Genomic DNA, 17,589 nt, shown 5'->3' on the forward strand with positions numbered 1-17,589 from the left:
GGACACCAAGATGGAACCGCGTATGGGGCCCCCGGCTCCTGCGATCAAAGTGGAGAACTGGCTGCGTGGCGAGCCCCTCACGAACTTCCGGCCCGGCAAGGTCTACCTCGTTGAGTTTTGGGCGACTTGGTGCGGACCATGTGTCGACGCCATGCCCCATTTGATCGAACTGCAGGAGAAATATGAAGGCAGCGGATTTGAGGCGGTCGGAGTTGCCGCCTGCGAACAGGGTCCTACCGCAGACGAGGCGCGGACCAACGTGGATGCCTGGCTGACCGAGGAGTTCCCGAATCTGAATTATCGTATCGGGTTCGATTACATTGGCGAAATGAACAAGCTCTGGATGGATCCCAGCTCTTCGATTGGGATTCCCACCTCGTTCGTGGTCGACCGCGACGGCCACATCGCTTTTATCGGCCACCCGGCGGAACTCGATGACGTTTTGCCGAAAGTCCTTAACGGCAGCTGGCGCAGCAGCTATGAAGCGAAAGCCGCCGATGCAAAGCGCATCGCGCATAACCAACTTGCAGCGCGCGAAATGTCGCTTACCGGGCCGATATACGCCAAACTTGAGCCGGCGATGCAGGCCGAGGATTGGACGGCGGCGCTCTTGGCCATCGAAGAAGGCCTCGCCTTGATGCCAGACTCTTGTGAGTTCCGGCAGATTCATGCGGATCTTCTGCTTCACAAGCTGCGCGACATCAAGACCGGCATGCCGGTCATGCGAGAATTGGTCGAGGACGCGATCGACAAAACGTCCGACGCGGTGTCGTGGATGGCCTTGGCCCTCAACCAACTCTTCGATCCCACGATGGACAATTCCCATCTTCCGCGCGCGGAGCGCTTTGCGATGGGCAACGAGCTCTCGGAACAGATACTGGCACTCAATCCCCCGAACGGCGATGGCCCGTTTAAATACCTCCGGTACCTCCCGGTAGCTCAGTATTATTACGAGAGCGGCAACAAAGATCGCGCAATCGAGTTGATCGAGGTGGCACTGAAATCGGTGGACCGGCTGGGGCCAATTCCGGACCACACCAAACAGTACTATCTTACCCCATTGCTCGAAGCACTGGCCAACTACACGGGTGAGCCTGCCTGTCACGCGGATCTTTGTGTGGCTCCGCAAAAGAAGGCACCCGAAACTCAAAACGAAGTCACTTCCTGAGCAAGAATCGCGAAGGGACTGACAATTGGAATTGAACACTGGCCAATCCGCCCATCGAAGCTCTCTTCGCAGCAAGTATGTCGATGCAGCAGGGCGGCGGCTTGCGGAAGGTTGGATTTCAATTGCGTTGACCACCGGTCGGATCGCGGCGCAGACGATGTGCGCCGCGAATTCGCGCCGCAGGTCTCGCACTCGTGGACATGTCGAGGTCGGCCACGGGGCACTCTTGGGGTTGGCCCGCCCAAGCCATTCGTCGGCCACGCAAGCGGACCCGGAGTGGGCATCGCAAGGAAATCGTACCTCGAAGACGAAGACTGAAATGACGAACAACGAAATTCCTCCGGTTGGCCCTGCTGTCAACAATGACGACGAGGCCCTTGCTTCCCCGTTCGTCAAATGCCTCCTGCGGCTCATTCGTACTCAGGATTCCTTCGGCTTATGGGAAGGCCATTCGGATGCCGAGCTGCTGGCCGAGTTCATCATCACCAGGCAACAGCAACGTGCGGTACCCTTTGGCGGCGATCCCGATCCTGACGCGCTGTGGAGGCTCGACATGTTTTACACCGCCGTAGCGCTTGCGATCGAGGAGCGCTCCGGCGTGTCGACGTCGCCGACAATAGAAATGAAACCCGTGGGGGCTTCCGGCGGTTGGGCGTTCTGTCGAGACGTCCACCGGTTCGGCTTCGAGACTTTCCGCAAACTTGCTGAGGCCGGTACGAAACTGGTCGACGATGCGACTGCAGCCATTGAAGCCTAGCCCGAGATGGAGCGCATCAAAAAACCATTGTTCCAGGAAGGATCTATGTCAGACCTAGATAAGATGAGGAAAAAAGTCTGAAAGCTCCAGTTGCGTGCAGCTATTGCCAAGATGGCATTGCAGGACCTCGTCGAGGGTCTGCCGGGCAAGTGGGCCGACATACAGGAAGTCGCCGAGAAAACCCAAGCCGTTTATGCCGAGTTGGATGTTGCCAAGAGAGAACTCGCTTCAATGAAGAATTTAGGATGATGCGCACATTCACCACCCGTGACGGCTCCATTTGGATGCCGCCGTACCTGACCTCCATCGATAGCAAATCTGCATCGGCTGCTGCCGTTGTTTCAAGGTCTGCTCGCGCGATGTCATGCATCTTCACGGCGTTGATGATGCGGGTGAAATCCTCGGCCCCTGCGATGACGAGGACGACGATTTCGACGGCAAGCTCAATCGCATGATCATGGTTGTCGATGATGCCGGCCGCTGCATAGGCTGCGGAGCCTGCGGCCGCGTCTGCCCCAAGAACTGCCAGACGCATGTTGCGGCCGACGAGCTCGCAACATGATCTGGCGAAAACCAGGAGAACGGCGTTGCACTTCATCTTTTTGTCGGCTCGTGGGGCTGGTCCTGTGCAGCAATGCGTCGATGATTTACTTCGCTTTGGATTCGCTCCGTGTGGCAGTCGTCACGACGCTGGCCTGTTCGCTGCTGCTTCAGGCCTGCTATTTCGGCTGCGTGCTCTTTTTCGCGGACGTCGATGATCTGTAGAACTGTTCATTCGCTCCGCAGAGGGCCGGCGAATCCAATCTCTTCCTAAGCCCGTTGGCCGTAATAGAAAGACACGAGGCCGGCGAGTTCGTCCTCAGCTGCCACTGTGCTAGCAAGGGAACGGAATCCAATCCCGGAGCAGATGGCCAGAGTTGAGCGAAGACTGCGGTCGGAGCTCCTGCGCTTCCGGGTCTCCAAGGGGACGACTTTGCGAACCGAAGGGACTTTGAAGCGTTGACGTGGTCGGCGTGCGGTAGGTTGGGCCAGCGACAGGGATCCCAGCCGGCCGGGAAGCACCGCCCTCTCAATGTGCGTTGACTTCGCTTCCTTTGGCAAAATGTGGGTAACGGCGAGGGCCGGGCCGTCGACATTCCCGCCCTTTTGGTGCGTGCGCCGTTAGGCGCGACAATTCGGTGCCCGCGTGTAACTGCGCGCATTCGCCGAAGCTTAGACGTGGTGCATTCCCGCTCGCCCGCTTGGCGGATAGTTCCGGCCGTGCTGGTTTTGCCGGCCGTAACGCCCGCCGCTCGTCGGTAAGGCCTCACTGCCACACGCCTCTCCGGCAACGGCTCGGCGCGTCGCGCAATCCGGTTGGCGCTCAGGCCAGGCCCTTCGCTAGCTCCAACGCCTGCCGTTCGAACAGGCGGCGGTAAATGCCACCATCGAGATTGATCAGCGCGGCATGATCGCCGTCCTCCATGATGCGGCCACGGTCGAAGACGAGCAGCCGATCGAGCGAGCGGACCGTCGACAGCCGGTGTGCGATGACGAGTGTGGTTCGGCCCACCATCAACCGATCCACCGCTTGTTGAATGAGCACCTCGGATTCCGAATCGAGGCTCGATGTGGCCTCGTCCAGAATAAGGATCGGCGCGTTCGCGAGGAAGGCGCGCGCGATCGCCACGCGCTGGCGCTCGCCGCCGGAGAGCTTCAAACCCCTTTCGCCGACCAATGTCCCACAGCCCTTCGGCAGGGGCGCGATGAATTCGTGGGCACTTGCCAGCCGTGCCGCTTGCTCGATCTCGGCCCGGCTCGCGCCAGGCCGGCCATAGGCGATGTTCTCGGCAAGCGACCTGTGAAACAGGATCGGCTCCTGCTGCACGATCGCGATCTGCGAACGAAGGGACTCTTGGGTCACCTCGGAGACGTCCTGACCGTCTATCAGGATCCGGCCGCCGCTCAGGTCGTAGAGTCTCTGGATCAGCTTCACGAATGTTGTCTTGCCGGAACCGGAGGGTCCAACCAACCCAACCCTTTCGCCAGCTTCAATCGACAGCGAACATTCGCTATAGAGCGGCAGGGGATGGTTGGCGTAGCGGAAGTGGACGTTCTCGAAATCGATACGGCCCTTCGTGATCCGGATCGGCTTGGCCTCTGGACGATCGGCAACATCCACGTGCTGATTGTGGATGGCCACTAGTTCTTCCATCTCATTAACCGAGTGCTGCACGTTGCGGACATGCATGCCGGCATCACGCAGATAGCCCTGCAGGACGATGAAGCACGTGAGAACATATGCTATCTCGCCCGGCGTTGCCTGTCCATGCGACCACAGAAGCAGGGCATATCCGACCACCGCCACCCTGAGCGCAACCAAAGTTACGCCTTGGGTTGAGCCGATGATCGTTCCGCGCACCCAACTCCGGCGCGCGCGGTGCCGCCATTTCGTCATGATGTTTGCAAGCCGCTCGTCTTCGCGAACCTCTGCGCCGAAGCCCTTGACCACAGCGTTGCAACTGACCGCGTCCGCAAGCGCGCCGCTGAGCCTTGTGTCCCATCGGTTGGCAAGGCTCGCCGCTGGCGCGACATAGCCGAGCGACAGCGAAATCGAAAACGCAAGGTAGACGAGAGAGCCGCAAGCAAAGATCACGCCCATGACCGGCCAGTGCCAGCCGAGCAGCACCGTCGAGCCGATCAAGATGACAAACGACGGGAGCAGCGTGACGAGTATCGTGCTGTTGAGGAGGTCGAGCGCCCACATGCCGCGCGTTATCTTGCGCACTGTCGAGCCGGCGAAGCTGTTTGCATGCCAGTCTGTCGAAAAGCGCTGCACATGATGGAACGCTTCGGTCGCGACGTCGGAAATCATTTTCAACACCAAGTCGTTCAGGCCAATTAAGGCGACGTGGCGCATGGCAATGGAACCGAGTGCCAATGCAATCGGTACAGAGAATGCTGCAACAGCTGCCGAAGCTGGTGCTGCCGCATTAGCAGCACGAGAAACAGCGTCGATAAGTCGGCCAGAATAGAGCGGCATCAACACGTCAGCCAGCGTGGAGGCGAGCATCGCGGTCATGATGATCGCGAGCCGGGCCGGCTGCCTGTTCCAGAGGCGAACAGTGAAGGCGAAAACGTCGCGACAAGTGGCGCCGCGCCCATGGACGGGGAAACGTCTCATAGTTTCCAAGCGGGCGCATCAACACGCTCGGTCCCAAAGACGATAAAAGACAAAACTGGAATTTCGACCTCCCCCATAACAGCATCAATTTTGGCGGGCAGCTCTTGCCGCCTCACGACGGTGAGTTCAAAAGTCGTGCCAACTGAGCGGGAACATCCGAAGGACAAATTCAGCAGGTTACCGAGCCTGGAGAAAGTCAGCCGCCATCCAGTCGAATACGATTGCTACGGCTGCTCAACTCGGGAGATTGGAAAAGAAGGTCGATGTATCGATTGAATTTTGAGCTTGTTCTTGCCTCGATCAAATAAGTACAGTTGCAATGCAGCTTTCTCAGGCCCGGCACTTAGGTGCTGATTTCAAAAGCGCGCCGCGAATACTTTCCTGCCCATATTCCGTCAATCGAATGCTCGACTGTCGGATTGTGCGCTCCCCGACACAGTGCTGTCGGTTCGCCTCCTGGGTACCTCCCCCGTCGATTGACGACCTGAAGGAGAAGCTTCGCTCGCAAGCTGGCACGACTCTTGAGGGTACTCCAGGTGGCGGAAGGAACTCCGGCTCGAGTCCCGTTGACTTCGGATGTTGCGAGGCTGGGTTGGAGCAAACTGTGCACCAATGAGAACGCAATGAAGGAGACATCATGGAACTCCGGCGGATTGCGGTGGAGTTAGACCTATTCCTCAAGATGACTGATGATGTCGCTCAATCCGAACAGTTGTTCGAACTGTTGTCTGCGTTTGCGCTGAATTTCGATTGCCCGTGGATTGCCTATGGGTCGCTCGCATCAGAACAGAGGGTTTTCAAGCCGAACCGAGAGGGTTCTGTGGTGATGTGGAATTATCCTGCTGAATGGCAGGAGCGCTACTCGAGAATGGGCTATGCCAAAATAGACCCACTCATCAAGAAAGGTCGAAAGGAGGCGGGACCCTTTCGATGGAGCGAGGTGTATACCGATGAAAGCATAACTGAAGATGGACGCCGCGTCTTGGACGAAGCAGCAACATTCGGCTTGAGGTCAGGCGTTACCGTCCCATTACATGGCCCTGGTGGCAGCTTTAGGTTTGTGAGTTTTGCTCAATCCTCGGACTGCGAATTGCAGAATAGAGCGATCACCTACCTGCAAATGGCCGCGCTGCGGTTTCATCGGATGGTTACGAAGTTCGACACTACGACTGCGTCGGAACGAGCTCATAACCTGTCTCCGAGAGAAATAGAGTGCATTGATTTGGTGTCACAAGGAAAATCATCTTGGGAAATAGGAACTATTTTAGGCAGATCACGAAATACGATAGATTTCCATTTAAAAAATGTAATGCGGAAGTTGGATGCGACCAGCAGAACGGTAGCTGTTGTAAAAGCTTTGAACCTTGGGATTATCGAACCGCCGTAGGTGCGCAGCTAGTTCTCCGCCCGTAGTAGCGCGCGTGATAGCCGAGACGCTCCGGCGTGCGCTCGCTCTTCGAAGCACCCAGCGCCTCGTCCATCTCGGCCTCGAGCACCTCCTGCATCACGGCGCGAATCACCTCGTGCAATCCATCCGGCCTCGAAAGCAAAATGTCGTTGACGCTGCTATGGCGGATTTATCTTCAGGCTTGGTCCTGGTGGCGATGCTGAGTTCGCTTCGCTGAGATTGGGCGGTCATGACAGGGTGGTGTTCAATGTCACCGATTCCTGGAAGAAATTACCATCCGTATTAAGCGACTGACGATGAGTGATGTGTGTCCAAAATCTGACAGCTGTCAGAAAACATGTCGGGTTCAATACAGCGGAGCGTCTTAGCTCTGTCGGGCTTTTCGAAGCCTATCTCGCAGTAACTGCGCGCCAGGCGCACTAGCTCGGCCTTTGCTGGTCGATGTGCGGCAATATAGTGTGAGGGCTGACCCGCATGAGAACACGGAACTCGCTCGATGAAGGATGATCGACGGCATCCAGAAAGCTTCTCTCCGGCGGGTTCGAGGGTGCTGCGCGCGCATCTCGGCGACGGGCCAGCGACCAACGGTTGAGGCTACATCTCCGGAGCGAGTGATGCCTCGAAAGATGCAATGCTGTCTCTGGTCCGACGCGCTGGAAGTTTGTGAAGGTCGGCCCGGCAAGTCGGTGAACCGGGCGGCTTAGGCTGCCAAAAAGGGTAGATGTCTGCGTTGCCTCGGTAGATCAGCAGGCGGTATCAGAAAGCCAAAGGCACACGCACACCATCGTGGCGCTTCGCAGGAAGTAGATGGGAGTAATCACCAGTGATTTTACCGGAACTTCGCTCAGCAAACACAGCCGGCAGGGTTTTGGAGATAACGACGACCACGGGATGCGTCGTAGGATGTTCATATTGTCCCCAGGACAAGTTCGCGGTCCGGCAAAGAAAAGTGTCTCATGCGAGTCATCTGGATCTTGAAGATTTCAAGCGGTGTCTGGCCCGCGTACCGACTTCCGTCGACATTGGTTTTGCGGGATACTCCGAACCTTGGCTCAATCCGGACTGTACCGAAATGGTGGAGCACGCCTTCGCCAAAGGCCATGGCATCAGGATTTTTACGACGCTGGTGGGAATGAACGGGCAGGACCTGCAACGATTGCAAGCCTTGCGCTTGGGCGTATTCGTGGTTCATGTTTTCGATGATGGCACCTACATGAACAGCCGCCTGGTCGGAGACAAGTATCGCGATCTGGTTCGTCAACTCGTCGACGCGGATATCCCCTTGATCCGGTTCGTGGCTTTGGGCGAGCCCCACCCAGATATAGCCGACATTATTCCTACCGAAGCACTGATAAAAGCGCGGCCCATGAGCAGTAGGGGTGGAAGCGTCGACCCTAAGATCGTTGCACCACGTCAGCCAGTGGTCGGAGCCCTAACCTGCGTGGACGCACGACAGTATCGGAATGTTCTTCTTCCAAACGGCGACGTTACCCTGTGCTCTATGGATTTTGAACGGCGTCACGTATTGGGCAACCTTCTATATGAGGGTTACTCCGCTCTGTTTGAAAAGCCAGTTTTTCGCGAAATCGTCGACCGCATGAATGGAGCAGATGGTTTTCTGCTTTGCAGGATGTGTGAATTCGCCGACCCAAACGACCGGACCTGAGTGCATGCCGGCCGAGAGGGCGTGCCTGGCAGTGCGGATGGCCCCACGACAGATGCACCTGCCCGCGACGCCATCGTGTTTTCACGTTACGCCAGTATGTTCCTGTAGGCGCGGCAGTGGGCCTCGAGCATTTCGGAGACGAGCTCATCGAAAGGTCTTCGCCTTCCAACCGAGCTTGTCGGCCTGCCTAGCTTGAGGTAACGCCGATCACAGGTCAACCATCGGTCGGATGGAAACAGTGTTAGTCGATCCCGATCAGAGCTTGATTGCTTACTCACGGCTCACCTCGTCAACGCCTTCACCCTCCCGGACGATCTCCTTTTCGACTCGCCTGAAGGCAGCAGCGCAGCTGCGGCCGGGGATGGTTGCCGTCGCGGTAGTGGACGTTCTCGAAACCGATGCGGCCCTTCGCCAGCGCGTCTCCCGGTTGCTTCCGCCTGGCCTACGAACGGGCTTTCCGTCAAGGGGGTCCACGGCGGCCCCGCCCTCTTGATCCGGGGGCTCGGGCCAGTCATCGCGCAAGAGATCGGAATCCGCATTCTTCTCAAAGAGAGCGTGGCTTTCGCTGTGTCATCGGTCATCAAATAGTTTCTTGAATCAGGTTGGTGTCCGCAGCCCGAGGTTGAACGGCGAATATATTGATGACCGCCGCGAAGCCGCTCGCTCGCTACGGCGCTATTGAGGAGCGCGCTCGCGAGCGGCTTCGCTACCGCCGAGCGACACAACCTCTGGCGACGCGACCCTGCTGATCTCCTTGGACATTTGTCCGGAGGCGCTATGGGCAGCGATGGGTGGGGTACGTCAACTACCTGATGCCATAGTAGCGATGCTTTCGCGGAAGCTTTAGAAGCCATCCTGTTGCAGCACATTCTCCGAAAGCATCCGAATGGAGGGCAACGCAACCCAACAATATTTGATGAGGATGCCGGCATCACCAGACTAACCAAGGCTGCCTCCGGCATTCTGCTCTCAATGTTAGATGACGAACATCTACCGCGAGCAACCAGCCATTAATCGCTCTCTTCTTTGAACGACCCAAGTGCAGAGGACTCAATATGAACACCGACCCTTTCACGGCCCATGAGTCCAACGTTCGTCGCTACGGTCGGTCGTTTCCCGCCGTCTTTGCGAGGGCACTTGGGGCCACCATCTGGGACGAGACCGGTAACGCATACATCGACTTCCTCGTTGGGTCCGGGGCGCTCAATTACGGGCACAACAATCCGGATATCATGGCGCCGGCGATTGAATATCTCGTCGGTGAGAACATTCTTCTGTCGCTTGATATGCATACGGCGGCAAAGCGTGACTTCATTGAAGGGTTCGTCGATTGGATCCTGAAACCCAGAGGCCTTTCATACAAGATTCAGTTTCCTGGGCCGACCGGCACGAACGCCAACGAAGCGGCTCTGGCGCTGGCGCGAAAATACACCGGCCGCTCGAGCGTCATGGCCTTTACGAATGCGTTCCACGGCATGTCGCTCGGCTCTCTAGCGGTGTCGGGCTCGGCCTCAACCAGGGAACTGGGAGGCGTCGCTCGCCACGATGTGATCCGTGTTCCCTATGACGGCTATCCGAGCCAAGCTTTCGATTCCGCCAGTTACATCGACAGCGTTTTGAGCGACCCGGGGAGCGGCATAGAAAAGCCTGCCGCAATCATTCTGGAGACCATCCAGGCGGAAGGCGGCATGAACGCCGCGTCTGCAGCTTGGCTCATGGAAATTCAGCGCATTTGCCGTACTCACGGCATTGTTTTTATCGTCGACGATATTCAGGCGGGTGCGGGCCGAACTGGCGATTTCTTCTCATTCGAGTCCGCGAAAATCGAACCGGATATTGTGTGTCTTTCCAAGTCACTAAGCGGTTCAGGTAGTCCGCTGTCCATCGTTCTGATTCGACCCGACTTGGACGTATGGAAGCCCGGAGAACATAGCGGGACCTTCAGAGGCAACAATTTCGCCTTCGTGACGGCAGGAGCCATGTGCAAGATGTGGTCGGATAGGAAATTTACTGCAGGTGTCGAGCGGACAGCCGTCAGGCTGCAAACGCACCTCGATCGCCTGGTTGCGAAATTTCCGAGGTACATCGAACAGAAGCGCGGCCGCGGTCTGATGGCCGGCCTGAAATGCCGTTCACCGGCAGTTGTCGGCCGCGTGCACGATGTCGCATTCGAAAATGGCCTTCTTATCGAATCCTCGGGGCCAAATCGCGACGTTATCAAAGTCCTCCCACCGATAACCATCACCGATGCCGAACTCGATCGTGGCATCACCATCCTTGAACACGCACTACAGGAGCAAGACAATGCCTAGTCAGATGTCTCAAGTGCCAGCCATCTCGCCGGTTTCGATCAAAGAACGGACCGGCTCGATCAACACTGCGGAAATCATCTCGGTCCTGAAAGGTGAGCTCACCGCTCTGCACATCAAGCAAGCTTTCAGCACCGAAGTAGCCGAGGAGATCACTACGAACTTTATTGGAAGCTCCGGTCTCAGAGAGCGTAAAGATGGTGTGCCCGGACAATATGTCGGCGCATCTCACTACAGAAAGGATGCAGCCACCTATTTCGCAGACGCCGAAAACGCGCGGCCGTACGTCGATGCCCTTTTTAAGAATTTGGTTGACCCGGTTCGAGCGGTATTCGGGGCGTTGAAGCGAGAGCTTCACAACCAGGGCATCGAATTGCGGCTGGCGCGTTCCGAACACGGCCAGGCCAATGTTTGTCGCGGCCTCAGTTGGTCGGGCACAGGCACGTTTTCCTTGGATCCCCACGACGACGTCGCTCAAGTCTTACGTGCTGGCGATGATTACGAGCTTTCTGCGGTGGCGCACAATACGGTCGCAGCGCTCAACCTCTATCCCAGCATGCCTGAGGAAGGCGGCAATCTGAAGCTCTGGAGCCACAAGCCGACGGTTGCGGACCGGATATCGCAAGGTGTGGAGACCACTGGATACCCCTATTCGGCAGCCTATCTGGAGGCCGTCCCTTGCCGCGAGTTCGAGCTCAAAACTGGGGATATCGCCCTAATCGATGGCGGCTTCGTTCACGGGGTTACCGGTCAATCAGGCAACGGAAAGCGTCGCGTGCTGCTGAATTGCTTTTTCGGATTTGCGCGGCCAGATCTTGTTCTCTGGTGGACCTGAAGCGGGACTGACCGGCTTCCTCCAGCGCCGGTCACTTTGGGCTCGTCCGCGTAAGTGGGCAAAAGTATATGGCGGCAAAATCTTATGCCGCAGTTAAAAAGCGCGCACAGTGAGAATAGAACATCAAGCATAACGAGGACACACGATGTGTGATGCGACGAACTATGACGAGAATTGGGCAGACGTTTATGAAATATATACGACAATGCAAGGTAAGACCGGAGAGGCAGACGAAACTGCCGCTTTCTTAGAGCGGTTTTCCTGTGGAGGGATTGCTCTTGAACTTGGCATAGGAAACGGACGCGTGGCTGTGCCGTTGAGCGAACGTGGTGTAAAGGTCGAAGGTATCGACAATTCGGGCGCCATGTTGAAGCTTCTCGCCGACCGCACAGATCTTATCAAAGCGTGGAAAGGGAGTATTGTCGATTTCAATTCTGTTAAGAGATACAATCTGATCTATTCTGTATATGGTACTCTGACCCTGCTATTAAAGCGCGAAGACCAAATATCCTGCCTGAAATGTGCGGCGCAGGCTCTTGATGAAGCTGGGGCTTTGGTAATAGAGGTGCGCGTGCCAATATTAGATGGCTTCCTTGGGGGTATAAAGGTTACTATGACTACCACAACCGTGGATTCCGAGAATACCTTCGTCAAGGCGGAAGCTCACGATTCGCTCAACCAGAATTTGATTTCAAACCTGTTTTGGTTTTCTGGTACGTCTGTCCGGCGATTGCCAGAGCGCGTTCGTTACGTTTATCATCAGGAGCTCGATAGCATGGCCCAATGCGCAGGGCTAGAACTGGTGGAACGCTGGGGCGATTGGGCGGGCGGTGCGTTCACGGATAGGTCCAAACGGCATATCTCAGTTTATCGAAGAATGGGACTGTAGTTTCGACTAAATATATAAAGGCCGCGCTTTGATCGTGCGCACGGGAAGTCCGTGGCGTGGCCTTCCAGCCTCTTTCTGAAGTTGGAACACCGTCTTCACCGCGATTGGGTCAAAGCCGATGTTCCGTTGGGCTGTTAGAGGTCTGTTGGACTAGCCTAACATGAGTTCGCCATGATCGACGCAACCACAGGTCTCAAAAGGGCGACCCTTAGCCAAGCCGTAGACCGCTCCAAAGGCGGCATGACTATGCGCTCACCGATGCGCTCGGCATCTCGTCCGCTTCGTTCTCCTGCCAGGACATCGTTTACATGCGGTGGGCGTCACCCGCTAATAGACGGCATAGCCTTCGGCGAGCCGATTGCCGATTTTCGACAGCAACACCGTTATTGCCGATCTGAACGAACGCGCGCCAAGATCGTCATCTCGCAGCATCGAGGCGCGCCTTGCCTCTGCCACTCGATCTCGAACTCTATATGTCGTCATCTGATCGAGAACGTCTTCTGCAAGCTCAAGGACCTCAAGCGTATCCGCCGCGCGAGCTGACAAAACCGACCAATGCTGCAACGCAATCACCCTCTCGCAGCCGCCGTCATAAACTGACGATGAATTCAACAGGCCTTAGTAGACACCTGAAGAGGTGGAGCGAGGCGCCGACCTCCAAAGCGATGGTGCCGGTCACCGCTGGCGGCGCAAGGCTAGGGTCCACGTCCTGACCAGCGAACCACGATCTTTGGCCGACACGCCGAACACGCGCGGCGCATCATGCTTGAGCATGAAGGCGCTCACTGCTGGCAATGGAGCTGCGGTGTCTCGGCCGCGGCGGGCGGCGCGAACGAGATCGCGCTTTGCTTCACGGCAACCCATACCGCCGTCAGTTCGCCGGCGCGGAGCAGCCTTGCCAATGAAAGAGCATCCCCGTTTGTCCTCATCTGATCTCCTACTTCCTTAGGACCAGCGGCGCGCGACCGCGGTTCATTGATGGCCGAAGGAACGGATCAGCCCGGTAGAGGCCAAAGCCGGTTGGGCTGCCTAGGTGAAGTGGATCCAATGGCACCCTTGGATAATGCAGCGATCCGTCTAGGAGATGCGTCGACCTCGCCGAACAACCGAACCTCATTCCTCCGCTTCGCAACATCGAAGCGGCAAATGCTTCCCTATAGTCTGCCACGGCTCGCCCTCTTGTTGTGACGACCAGGCTCCTACCGTCCGAGCCACCAACCCTAGGAAGGGCAGTTTAGGGCGGGCAGCAGCGGATCGCACCTCGAAGCTCGTCCTCGAATTGTATGGGAAGGACACCCCCGCCCTCTCAAGAGACTTCTTGCTACTCTTGTACATGGCCGTTCCCTATCGGATCCACACCCGTGCTCACCGACAACGGCATTTAGGTCAAGACGCCCGACGCCGGCGGTTCGGCCGTGCCATTGATCAAGGAGGCCATCGCAAATGACAAAACGCCTCTGGCATGCTTTCGAATACCCCTGCCCCGATGGAACGAGCACCAACCAAGGCAAGACATCCGTTTCGCTCCGAGACTACATTTAGTGGCCCTTTTGACGAACGGTCGCAAATTACTCCCGTTGGCCATGTTGCTGAAATGGGGTAATCGACCACTCCATCGAGTCGATTGCACGCTGAAGTGCTGTCTCCGTTTGAGTTGGGCAGGCCGACACAGCGATGACATGTCCGATGGTATCTCGGTAATCTCCTTTCCTGATGATCGGAGTTTTGGGTTCGACGTATAATTTCACCTCGGCGACACCTGGTATAGCAGTGGCCCTGTCGACATTCATTGAGGCAAACATGCCCTCGCGATCAGGAACGAGGAATCGCGCGGCCGCAAAATTCGAATGCCATTTGCGCAAATCCCATTCCTCGCCGATAGCAAGCTTGATGTGCTCGGTGATGAGGTCGATGCCGTAGGCCAACTGAACCAGCCGAGGGGTGGTCCCACCTGGGAGACGCGGATTAACTTCAATGACCATTAGACCACGCTTCGTCCATCGAAATTCGATATGCGCTGGACCCCAGTCAAGGTCGAGAATTCGCAAACAACTCAACGAAACACTGGCGATCAGTTTGTGCTCTTCTTCTGTCAGCAGGGCCGGAAAGGAGAAATGGCGATAGACGAAATGGGGTAGGGGTCCGAAGCTAGCGGCGCAAATTCCGATGACGTCGTTACCCATTGTGTAAGAGCTATACTGGGCTCCGTTCGCGAATTCTTCGACGAGTAATTTTGGGGTTGACTGGCAAAGGTACTTTTCGCCCAACAGGTAGGTCGTATGTTTGGCTAACTCATCGAGGTTGCGGCACAATCGGACACCGCAGCTCCCGCTGCCGACGGCTGGCTTAAGAACTACCGGCAGCCCAATCTCTGCGGCAGCGCTTTCTACCTCCATAGCATCCACTGCCAAGCGGTAAGCAGGCATAGCAATCCCAGCCTCCGCTAGAAGCTGACGTTGAGTGAACTTGTCGCAGCATCGTTCAACCGATGCGGGGTTCGGTCCCGGAAGACCGAAATGCCGACAAAGCTTGCCAACTGTCGCATAGATCGACTCGTCGAGCCCCGAGAAGCCAGTGATACCACGAATGTCATAGGTAGTACCTAGTCGGGAACATTCATGAACCAGCGCATCGATGTCGTCTGTATCGACGCGGACGGCATCAATCCCTTCCGCAGCAAGATATGTGTACTGAGCTGGATCAGCCGACAAGGTAATTGTATGAAGCCCAAGACTCTGGGCCGCTTTCACGTAGGGCAGACCGATGCTCCTGTGGCCTTCTAGCAGAATGAGCGCTCTATTTGTCATTTGGTATTGCCTCTCGGTGATGGCCAAGTCACGAGCGTTAATCGGTGTCACCTTTTTCGCGTTCTTTTGTCATGCTCGTGCTGAAGAGTACCAGCGTCAGCGCAAAAGTTCCGTGAATCTATTGTAAAGATTTGTGCGCATGTACACTCGCGAGATGCACCTCGGCGCTCCGCCAGGCTTCGGATCAAGATTTTCGCGTCCGCCGATGGCACATTCGATGCGCCTTCCAGATAATGTCGCGAATCGCTCCCAGCAACAACCCCCTCGAGCCGGAGCCAAGGCGTAGCTGACCCTGGCATAACGCTAAGTTCAGGCCGCTGCGACTGAGGCGCGTAGATCCCGCTCTCGCTCTCTATCGTAGGTGGTGGGAAGCTACCCGTGGTCGTGGCGGCCATCTCGCGCGTAAATAGTGAGTTTCCCACCGTGGCCCAGCCCCGGTGTACAGCGGACTGGGCCGAGGCTCGTCAACGACGTGCCCACAGGAGGCGGCCAACTCGACGGTGCGCGTTGCCTTGGCTTCGTTCCCGAGGCGTGGGTACAGAACGCTAGACCAATCGCAATTAGAGAAGCCCGCTTCGGTCAGCGCGCTTATGATGCGACTAACGACGTCAGTATGGCCCAGATCCACCTTTGTTGGCCAGCGTCATGGCGGCAAAGCAGTCGGACTGGCTGGAACTGCACACGGTCGGGGATGGAGCTCAGAGACGACGGTTGACCAGACTCTCGTCCGCGGGTTGGATACCCTCCGTGTTTTCGTCTCGGGGCTTCCTGGTCGAAAGGCGGGCGGCGGGTGAATTGGCTCAGCCACATTGAAACAATATCTTCAAGTAACTTTACCATCTCTTTGCAAATAAACGTCCTCGAAAATGCTACCTCACCGCAGGCCCACAGTTGGTTGAATTCGCTCGGGCCGCCGTGTCGCACTTATCCGAGGGTCAATAGCAATGGCAAGAGCGCTCATCCTGATCGAAGGTTCAAGCAACGGACCTCTTTATATGCAAGCAGCCAAGCGTCTTGGCCTTCATCCAGTCACACTATCGGCTGATCCAGCTAAGTACACATATCTTGCTGCGGAAGGGAATGATGCCGTCCGCGTCGATACAGACGACATCAATGCGCTGGTTCATGAGTGCTCACGACTAGGTACTACCTATGACATTGCTGGAATTACTGGCTTTGTGAGCCGCGGGGAGATTGTATATGTGACAGTTGGTAGGCTCTGCCGACATTTCGGTCTCCCGGGGCCGAATCCCGAGTCTGTTGAACGATGCTGCGACAAGTTCACTCAACGTCAGATCCTCGAGGAGGCTGGCGTTCCCATTCCCCTTTATCGATTGGCAGCAGATGCGACGGAGGTAGAAAGCGCTGCCGCAGAGATTGGGCTGCCGGTAGTTCTTAAGCCAGCTGTCGGCAACGGTAGCACCGGTGTCAGATTGTGCCGCAACCTTGATGAGCTAACGCAACATACAACATACTTGTTGGGCAGCGGGAAGCGAATTTCGCGCCCCCCCCGTAGGATGCTTGTCGAACAATTCGCAGAAGGTCCATACTACGAAGCCGAGATAATGGGCAAGTCAGTAGTTGGTGTTACTGCCGCTGAGTTCGAAGCCCCCCCACATTTCGTGTTTCGTGAGAGCATCTTTCCGGCCCTGCTCAGCGATGATGAACGCAATTGTATAGCCGACGTTTCGCTGAGCTGTCTGGAGGCTCTCGGACTTGGATGGGGACCGGCAAATATAGAATTCAGGTGGACAAACCGTGGCCCAGTCGTCATTGAAGTCAATCCGCGTCTAGCGGAGGGTATCACTCCTCGGATAGTCCGGCTAGCCTATGGTGTCGATCTCGTCGCGGAACATATCAAGCTCGTCATCGGCAACGAATGGGACTTGCGCAGTAGGCATTCGCACACCGTGGCCACACGGATCCTCGTTCCGGATCGCGACGGCATTCTCGATTGGATCGAAGGCGACAAATTAGCGGCTGCTATACCAGGTGTTGTAGAAGTTGAACTGTACGTTGCATCCAAGGACCTGATTGTTAGGAGAGGCGATTGGAGAGACCGCATGGGACACGTCATTGCCGCTTCACCCAGTCCGATTCTGGCCAAGGCGATACTTCAGCGTTCGGTCGACCTGATCGATTGGTCCATCATAGATCGATGAGCAGCCCCTAGCGGCGGAAGAGGGGCGGTGAGGTACTGATTCTTTTACCTGTGCAGGATCGCCTCACGGGCAATCGGCTAGGGGGCGTGGGTTTTCTGGTGCTCAGTCTGCCGACGAGCAGAGCGTTTTGGCCGGGGCGACTGTCGCGCAACAGGATCACCGACCAACTTCGGTCGCACTCTCGCATCAGAAGCCCCACCCTCCGGAAGAAAGGCTTCAAAAAACTTTAAAATAACTTTAGTGATTGTTTGCATTCTTAGATTGTCAACAGTGGTAACCTCGCGGCGAGTTAGGAGCCCGAGCGCTGCCGCAACGAAGTCCCCCCTTTGGTTCCAATGGCAGACGGGCGCGTCGTGGCCTGTCATGTGCGGGCTCCGGCCAGAGCCGCGTCTCCGAAACCGGCTGAGGCGGTCAAATCCTCGCTA

12 protein-coding genes and 3 pseudogenes are annotated in these 17,589 nt (G+C 56.7%); 12 read left to right on the top strand and 3 right to left on the bottom strand.

The features are described 5' to 3' along the window. Positions 1 to 10: 10 nt before the first annotated feature. The 5 genes and pseudogenes from EN939_RS02565 to EN939_RS02585 all read left to right on the top strand — a co-directional run bounded on the left by EN939_RS02565 (position 11) and on the right by EN939_RS02585 (position 2,690). Positions 11 to 1,168: a TlpA disulfide reductase family protein gene (locus EN939_RS02565; RefSeq protein ID WP_127266828.1), complete on the top strand. Its 1,158-nt coding sequence runs from the start codon at positions 11 to 13 to the stop codon at positions 1,166 to 1,168. A 319-nt stretch (positions 1,169 to 1,487) separates the two neighbouring features. Next, positions 1,488 to 1,925 (top strand): DUF269 domain-containing protein, encoded by a 438-nt coding sequence (locus tag EN939_RS02570; protein ID WP_127266821.1) that lies wholly within the window; start codon positions 1,488 to 1,490, stop codon positions 1,923 to 1,925. 111 nt (positions 1,926 to 2,036) lie between these two features. Continuing rightward, positions 2,037 to 2,174, top strand: a complete 138-nt coding sequence (locus EN939_RS02575; protein ID WP_373565054.1) for a CCE_0567 family metalloprotein — start codon at positions 2,037 to 2,039, stop codon at positions 2,172 to 2,174. Then, positions 2,171 to 2,487: pseudogene (gene fdxB, locus EN939_RS02580) on the top strand (ferredoxin III, nif-specific). Before EN939_RS02575 ends, fdxB begins: the two are co-directional and overlap by 4 nt. Then, positions 2,484 to 2,690: an exopolysaccharide production repressor protein gene (locus EN939_RS02585; RefSeq protein ID WP_127266822.1), complete on the top strand. Its 207-nt coding sequence runs from the start codon at positions 2,484 to 2,486 to the stop codon at positions 2,688 to 2,690. Before fdxB ends, EN939_RS02585 begins: the two are co-directional and overlap by 4 nt. Positions 2,691 to 3,288: 598 nt before the next feature. Here EN939_RS02585 and EN939_RS02590 read toward each other — a convergent pair. Further along, on the bottom strand, positions 3,289 to 5,088 hold the full coding sequence (locus tag EN939_RS02590; RefSeq protein WP_127266823.1) for an ABC transporter ATP-binding protein: 1,800 nt from the start codon (positions 5,086 to 5,088) through the stop codon (positions 3,289 to 3,291). A 637-nt stretch (positions 5,089 to 5,725) separates the two neighbouring features. On the opposite strand from EN939_RS02590, the gene EN939_RS02595 reads away from it, so the two are divergent. Beyond that, positions 5,726 to 6,475, top strand: a complete 750-nt coding sequence (locus EN939_RS02595) for a LuxR family transcriptional regulator (protein ID WP_127266824.1) — start codon at positions 5,726 to 5,728, stop codon at positions 6,473 to 6,475. A gap of 16 nt (positions 6,476 to 6,491) precedes the next feature. On the opposite strand, the pseudogene EN939_RS02600 reads toward EN939_RS02595, so the two are convergent. Then, positions 6,492 to 6,727, bottom strand: a pseudogene (locus EN939_RS02600) (transposase); the annotation flags it as partial. Positions 6,728 to 7,445: 718 nt separating this feature from the next. Here EN939_RS02600 and EN939_RS02605 point away from each other — a divergent pair. The 4 genes from EN939_RS02605 to EN939_RS02625 all read left to right on the top strand — a co-directional run bounded on the left by EN939_RS02605 (position 7,446) and on the right by EN939_RS02625 (position 12,195). Further along, positions 7,446 to 8,162 (top strand): radical SAM/SPASM domain-containing protein, encoded by a 717-nt coding sequence (locus EN939_RS02605; RefSeq protein WP_236383545.1) that lies wholly within the window; start codon positions 7,446 to 7,448, stop codon positions 8,160 to 8,162. Between the two features lie 1,055 nt (positions 8,163 to 9,217). After that, positions 9,218 to 10,474 (top strand): diaminobutyrate--2-oxoglutarate transaminase, encoded by a 1,257-nt coding sequence (gene ectB / locus EN939_RS02615; RefSeq protein ID WP_127206334.1) that lies wholly within the window; start codon positions 9,218 to 9,220, stop codon positions 10,472 to 10,474. Next, a complete protein-coding gene (locus EN939_RS02620; protein ID WP_126104996.1) occupies positions 10,467 to 11,306 on the top strand; it encodes a 2OG-Fe(II)-dependent halogenase WelO5 family protein in 840 nt (279 codons plus the stop codon). The genes ectB and EN939_RS02620 overlap by 8 nt, the downstream gene beginning before the upstream one ends. Before the next feature lie 145 nt (positions 11,307 to 11,451). Next, positions 11,452 to 12,195, top strand: a complete 744-nt coding sequence (locus tag EN939_RS02625; protein WP_127266826.1) for a class I SAM-dependent methyltransferase — start codon at positions 11,452 to 11,454, stop codon at positions 12,193 to 12,195. Positions 12,196 to 13,763: 1,568 nt separating this feature from the next. On the opposite strand, the gene EN939_RS02630 is transcribed toward EN939_RS02625, so the two are convergent. After that, the gene (locus EN939_RS02630) at positions 13,764 to 15,002 is read right to left on the bottom strand and encodes an ATP-grasp domain-containing protein (protein WP_127266829.1); all 1,239 of its coding nucleotides are present in this window, start codon (positions 15,000 to 15,002) and stop codon (positions 13,764 to 13,766) included. 944 nt (positions 15,003 to 15,946) lie between these two features. On the opposite strand from EN939_RS02630, the gene EN939_RS02635 reads away from it, so the two are divergent. Together EN939_RS02635 and EN939_RS38825 are read left to right on the top strand one after the other, a co-directional pair. Continuing rightward, positions 15,947 to 17,164, top strand: a complete 1,218-nt coding sequence (locus EN939_RS02635; protein ID WP_127266827.1) for an ATP-grasp domain-containing protein — start codon at positions 15,947 to 15,949, stop codon at positions 17,162 to 17,164. Positions 17,165 to 17,463: 299 nt separating this feature from the next. Further along, positions 17,464 to 17,589: pseudogene (locus EN939_RS38825) on the top strand (oligopeptide ABC transporter ATP-binding protein); the annotation flags it as partial.

Source organism: Mesorhizobium sp. M7A.F.Ca.CA.002.05.1.1, assembly GCF_003998335.1.
In the GTDB taxonomy this organism is placed as follows: domain Bacteria; phylum Pseudomonadota; class Alphaproteobacteria; order Rhizobiales; family Rhizobiaceae; genus Mesorhizobium.

What these genes read in the sequence shown, in the direction of transcription:
- EN939_RS02575 (WP_373565054.1), top strand. Translation starts at nt 2,037, where the DNA reads ATGGCATTGCAGGACCTCGTCGAGGGTCTGCCGGGCAAGTGGGCCGAC.
- ectB (WP_127206334.1), top strand. Translation starts at nt 9,218, where the DNA reads ATGAACACCGACCCTTTCACGGCCCATGAGTCCAACGTTCGTCGCTAC.
- EN939_RS02570 (WP_127266821.1), top strand. Translation starts at nt 1,488, where the DNA reads ATGACGAACAACGAAATTCCTCCGGTTGGCCCTGCTGTCAACAATGAC.
- EN939_RS02595 (WP_127266824.1), top strand. Translation starts at nt 5,726, where the DNA reads ATGGAACTCCGGCGGATTGCGGTGGAGTTAGACCTATTCCTCAAGATG.
- EN939_RS02565 (WP_127266828.1), top strand. Translation starts at nt 11, where the DNA reads ATGGAACCGCGTATGGGGCCCCCGGCTCCTGCGATCAAAGTGGAGAAC.
- EN939_RS02590 (WP_127266823.1), bottom strand. Translation starts at nt 5,088, where the DNA reads ATGAGACGTTTCCCCGTCCATGGGCGCGGCGCCACTTGTCGCGACGTT.
- EN939_RS02585 (WP_127266822.1), top strand. Translation starts at nt 2,484, where the DNA reads ATGATCTGGCGAAAACCAGGAGAACGGCGTTGCACTTCATCTTTTTGT.
- EN939_RS02635 (WP_127266827.1), top strand. Translation starts at nt 15,947, where the DNA reads ATGGCAAGAGCGCTCATCCTGATCGAAGGTTCAAGCAACGGACCTCTT.
- EN939_RS02630 (WP_127266829.1), bottom strand. Translation starts at nt 15,002, where the DNA reads ATGACAAATAGAGCGCTCATTCTGCTAGAAGGCCACAGGAGCATCGGT.
- EN939_RS02620 (WP_126104996.1), top strand. Translation starts at nt 10,467, where the DNA reads ATGCCTAGTCAGATGTCTCAAGTGCCAGCCATCTCGCCGGTTTCGATC.
- EN939_RS02625 (WP_127266826.1), top strand. Translation starts at nt 11,452, where the DNA reads ATGTGTGATGCGACGAACTATGACGAGAATTGGGCAGACGTTTATGAA.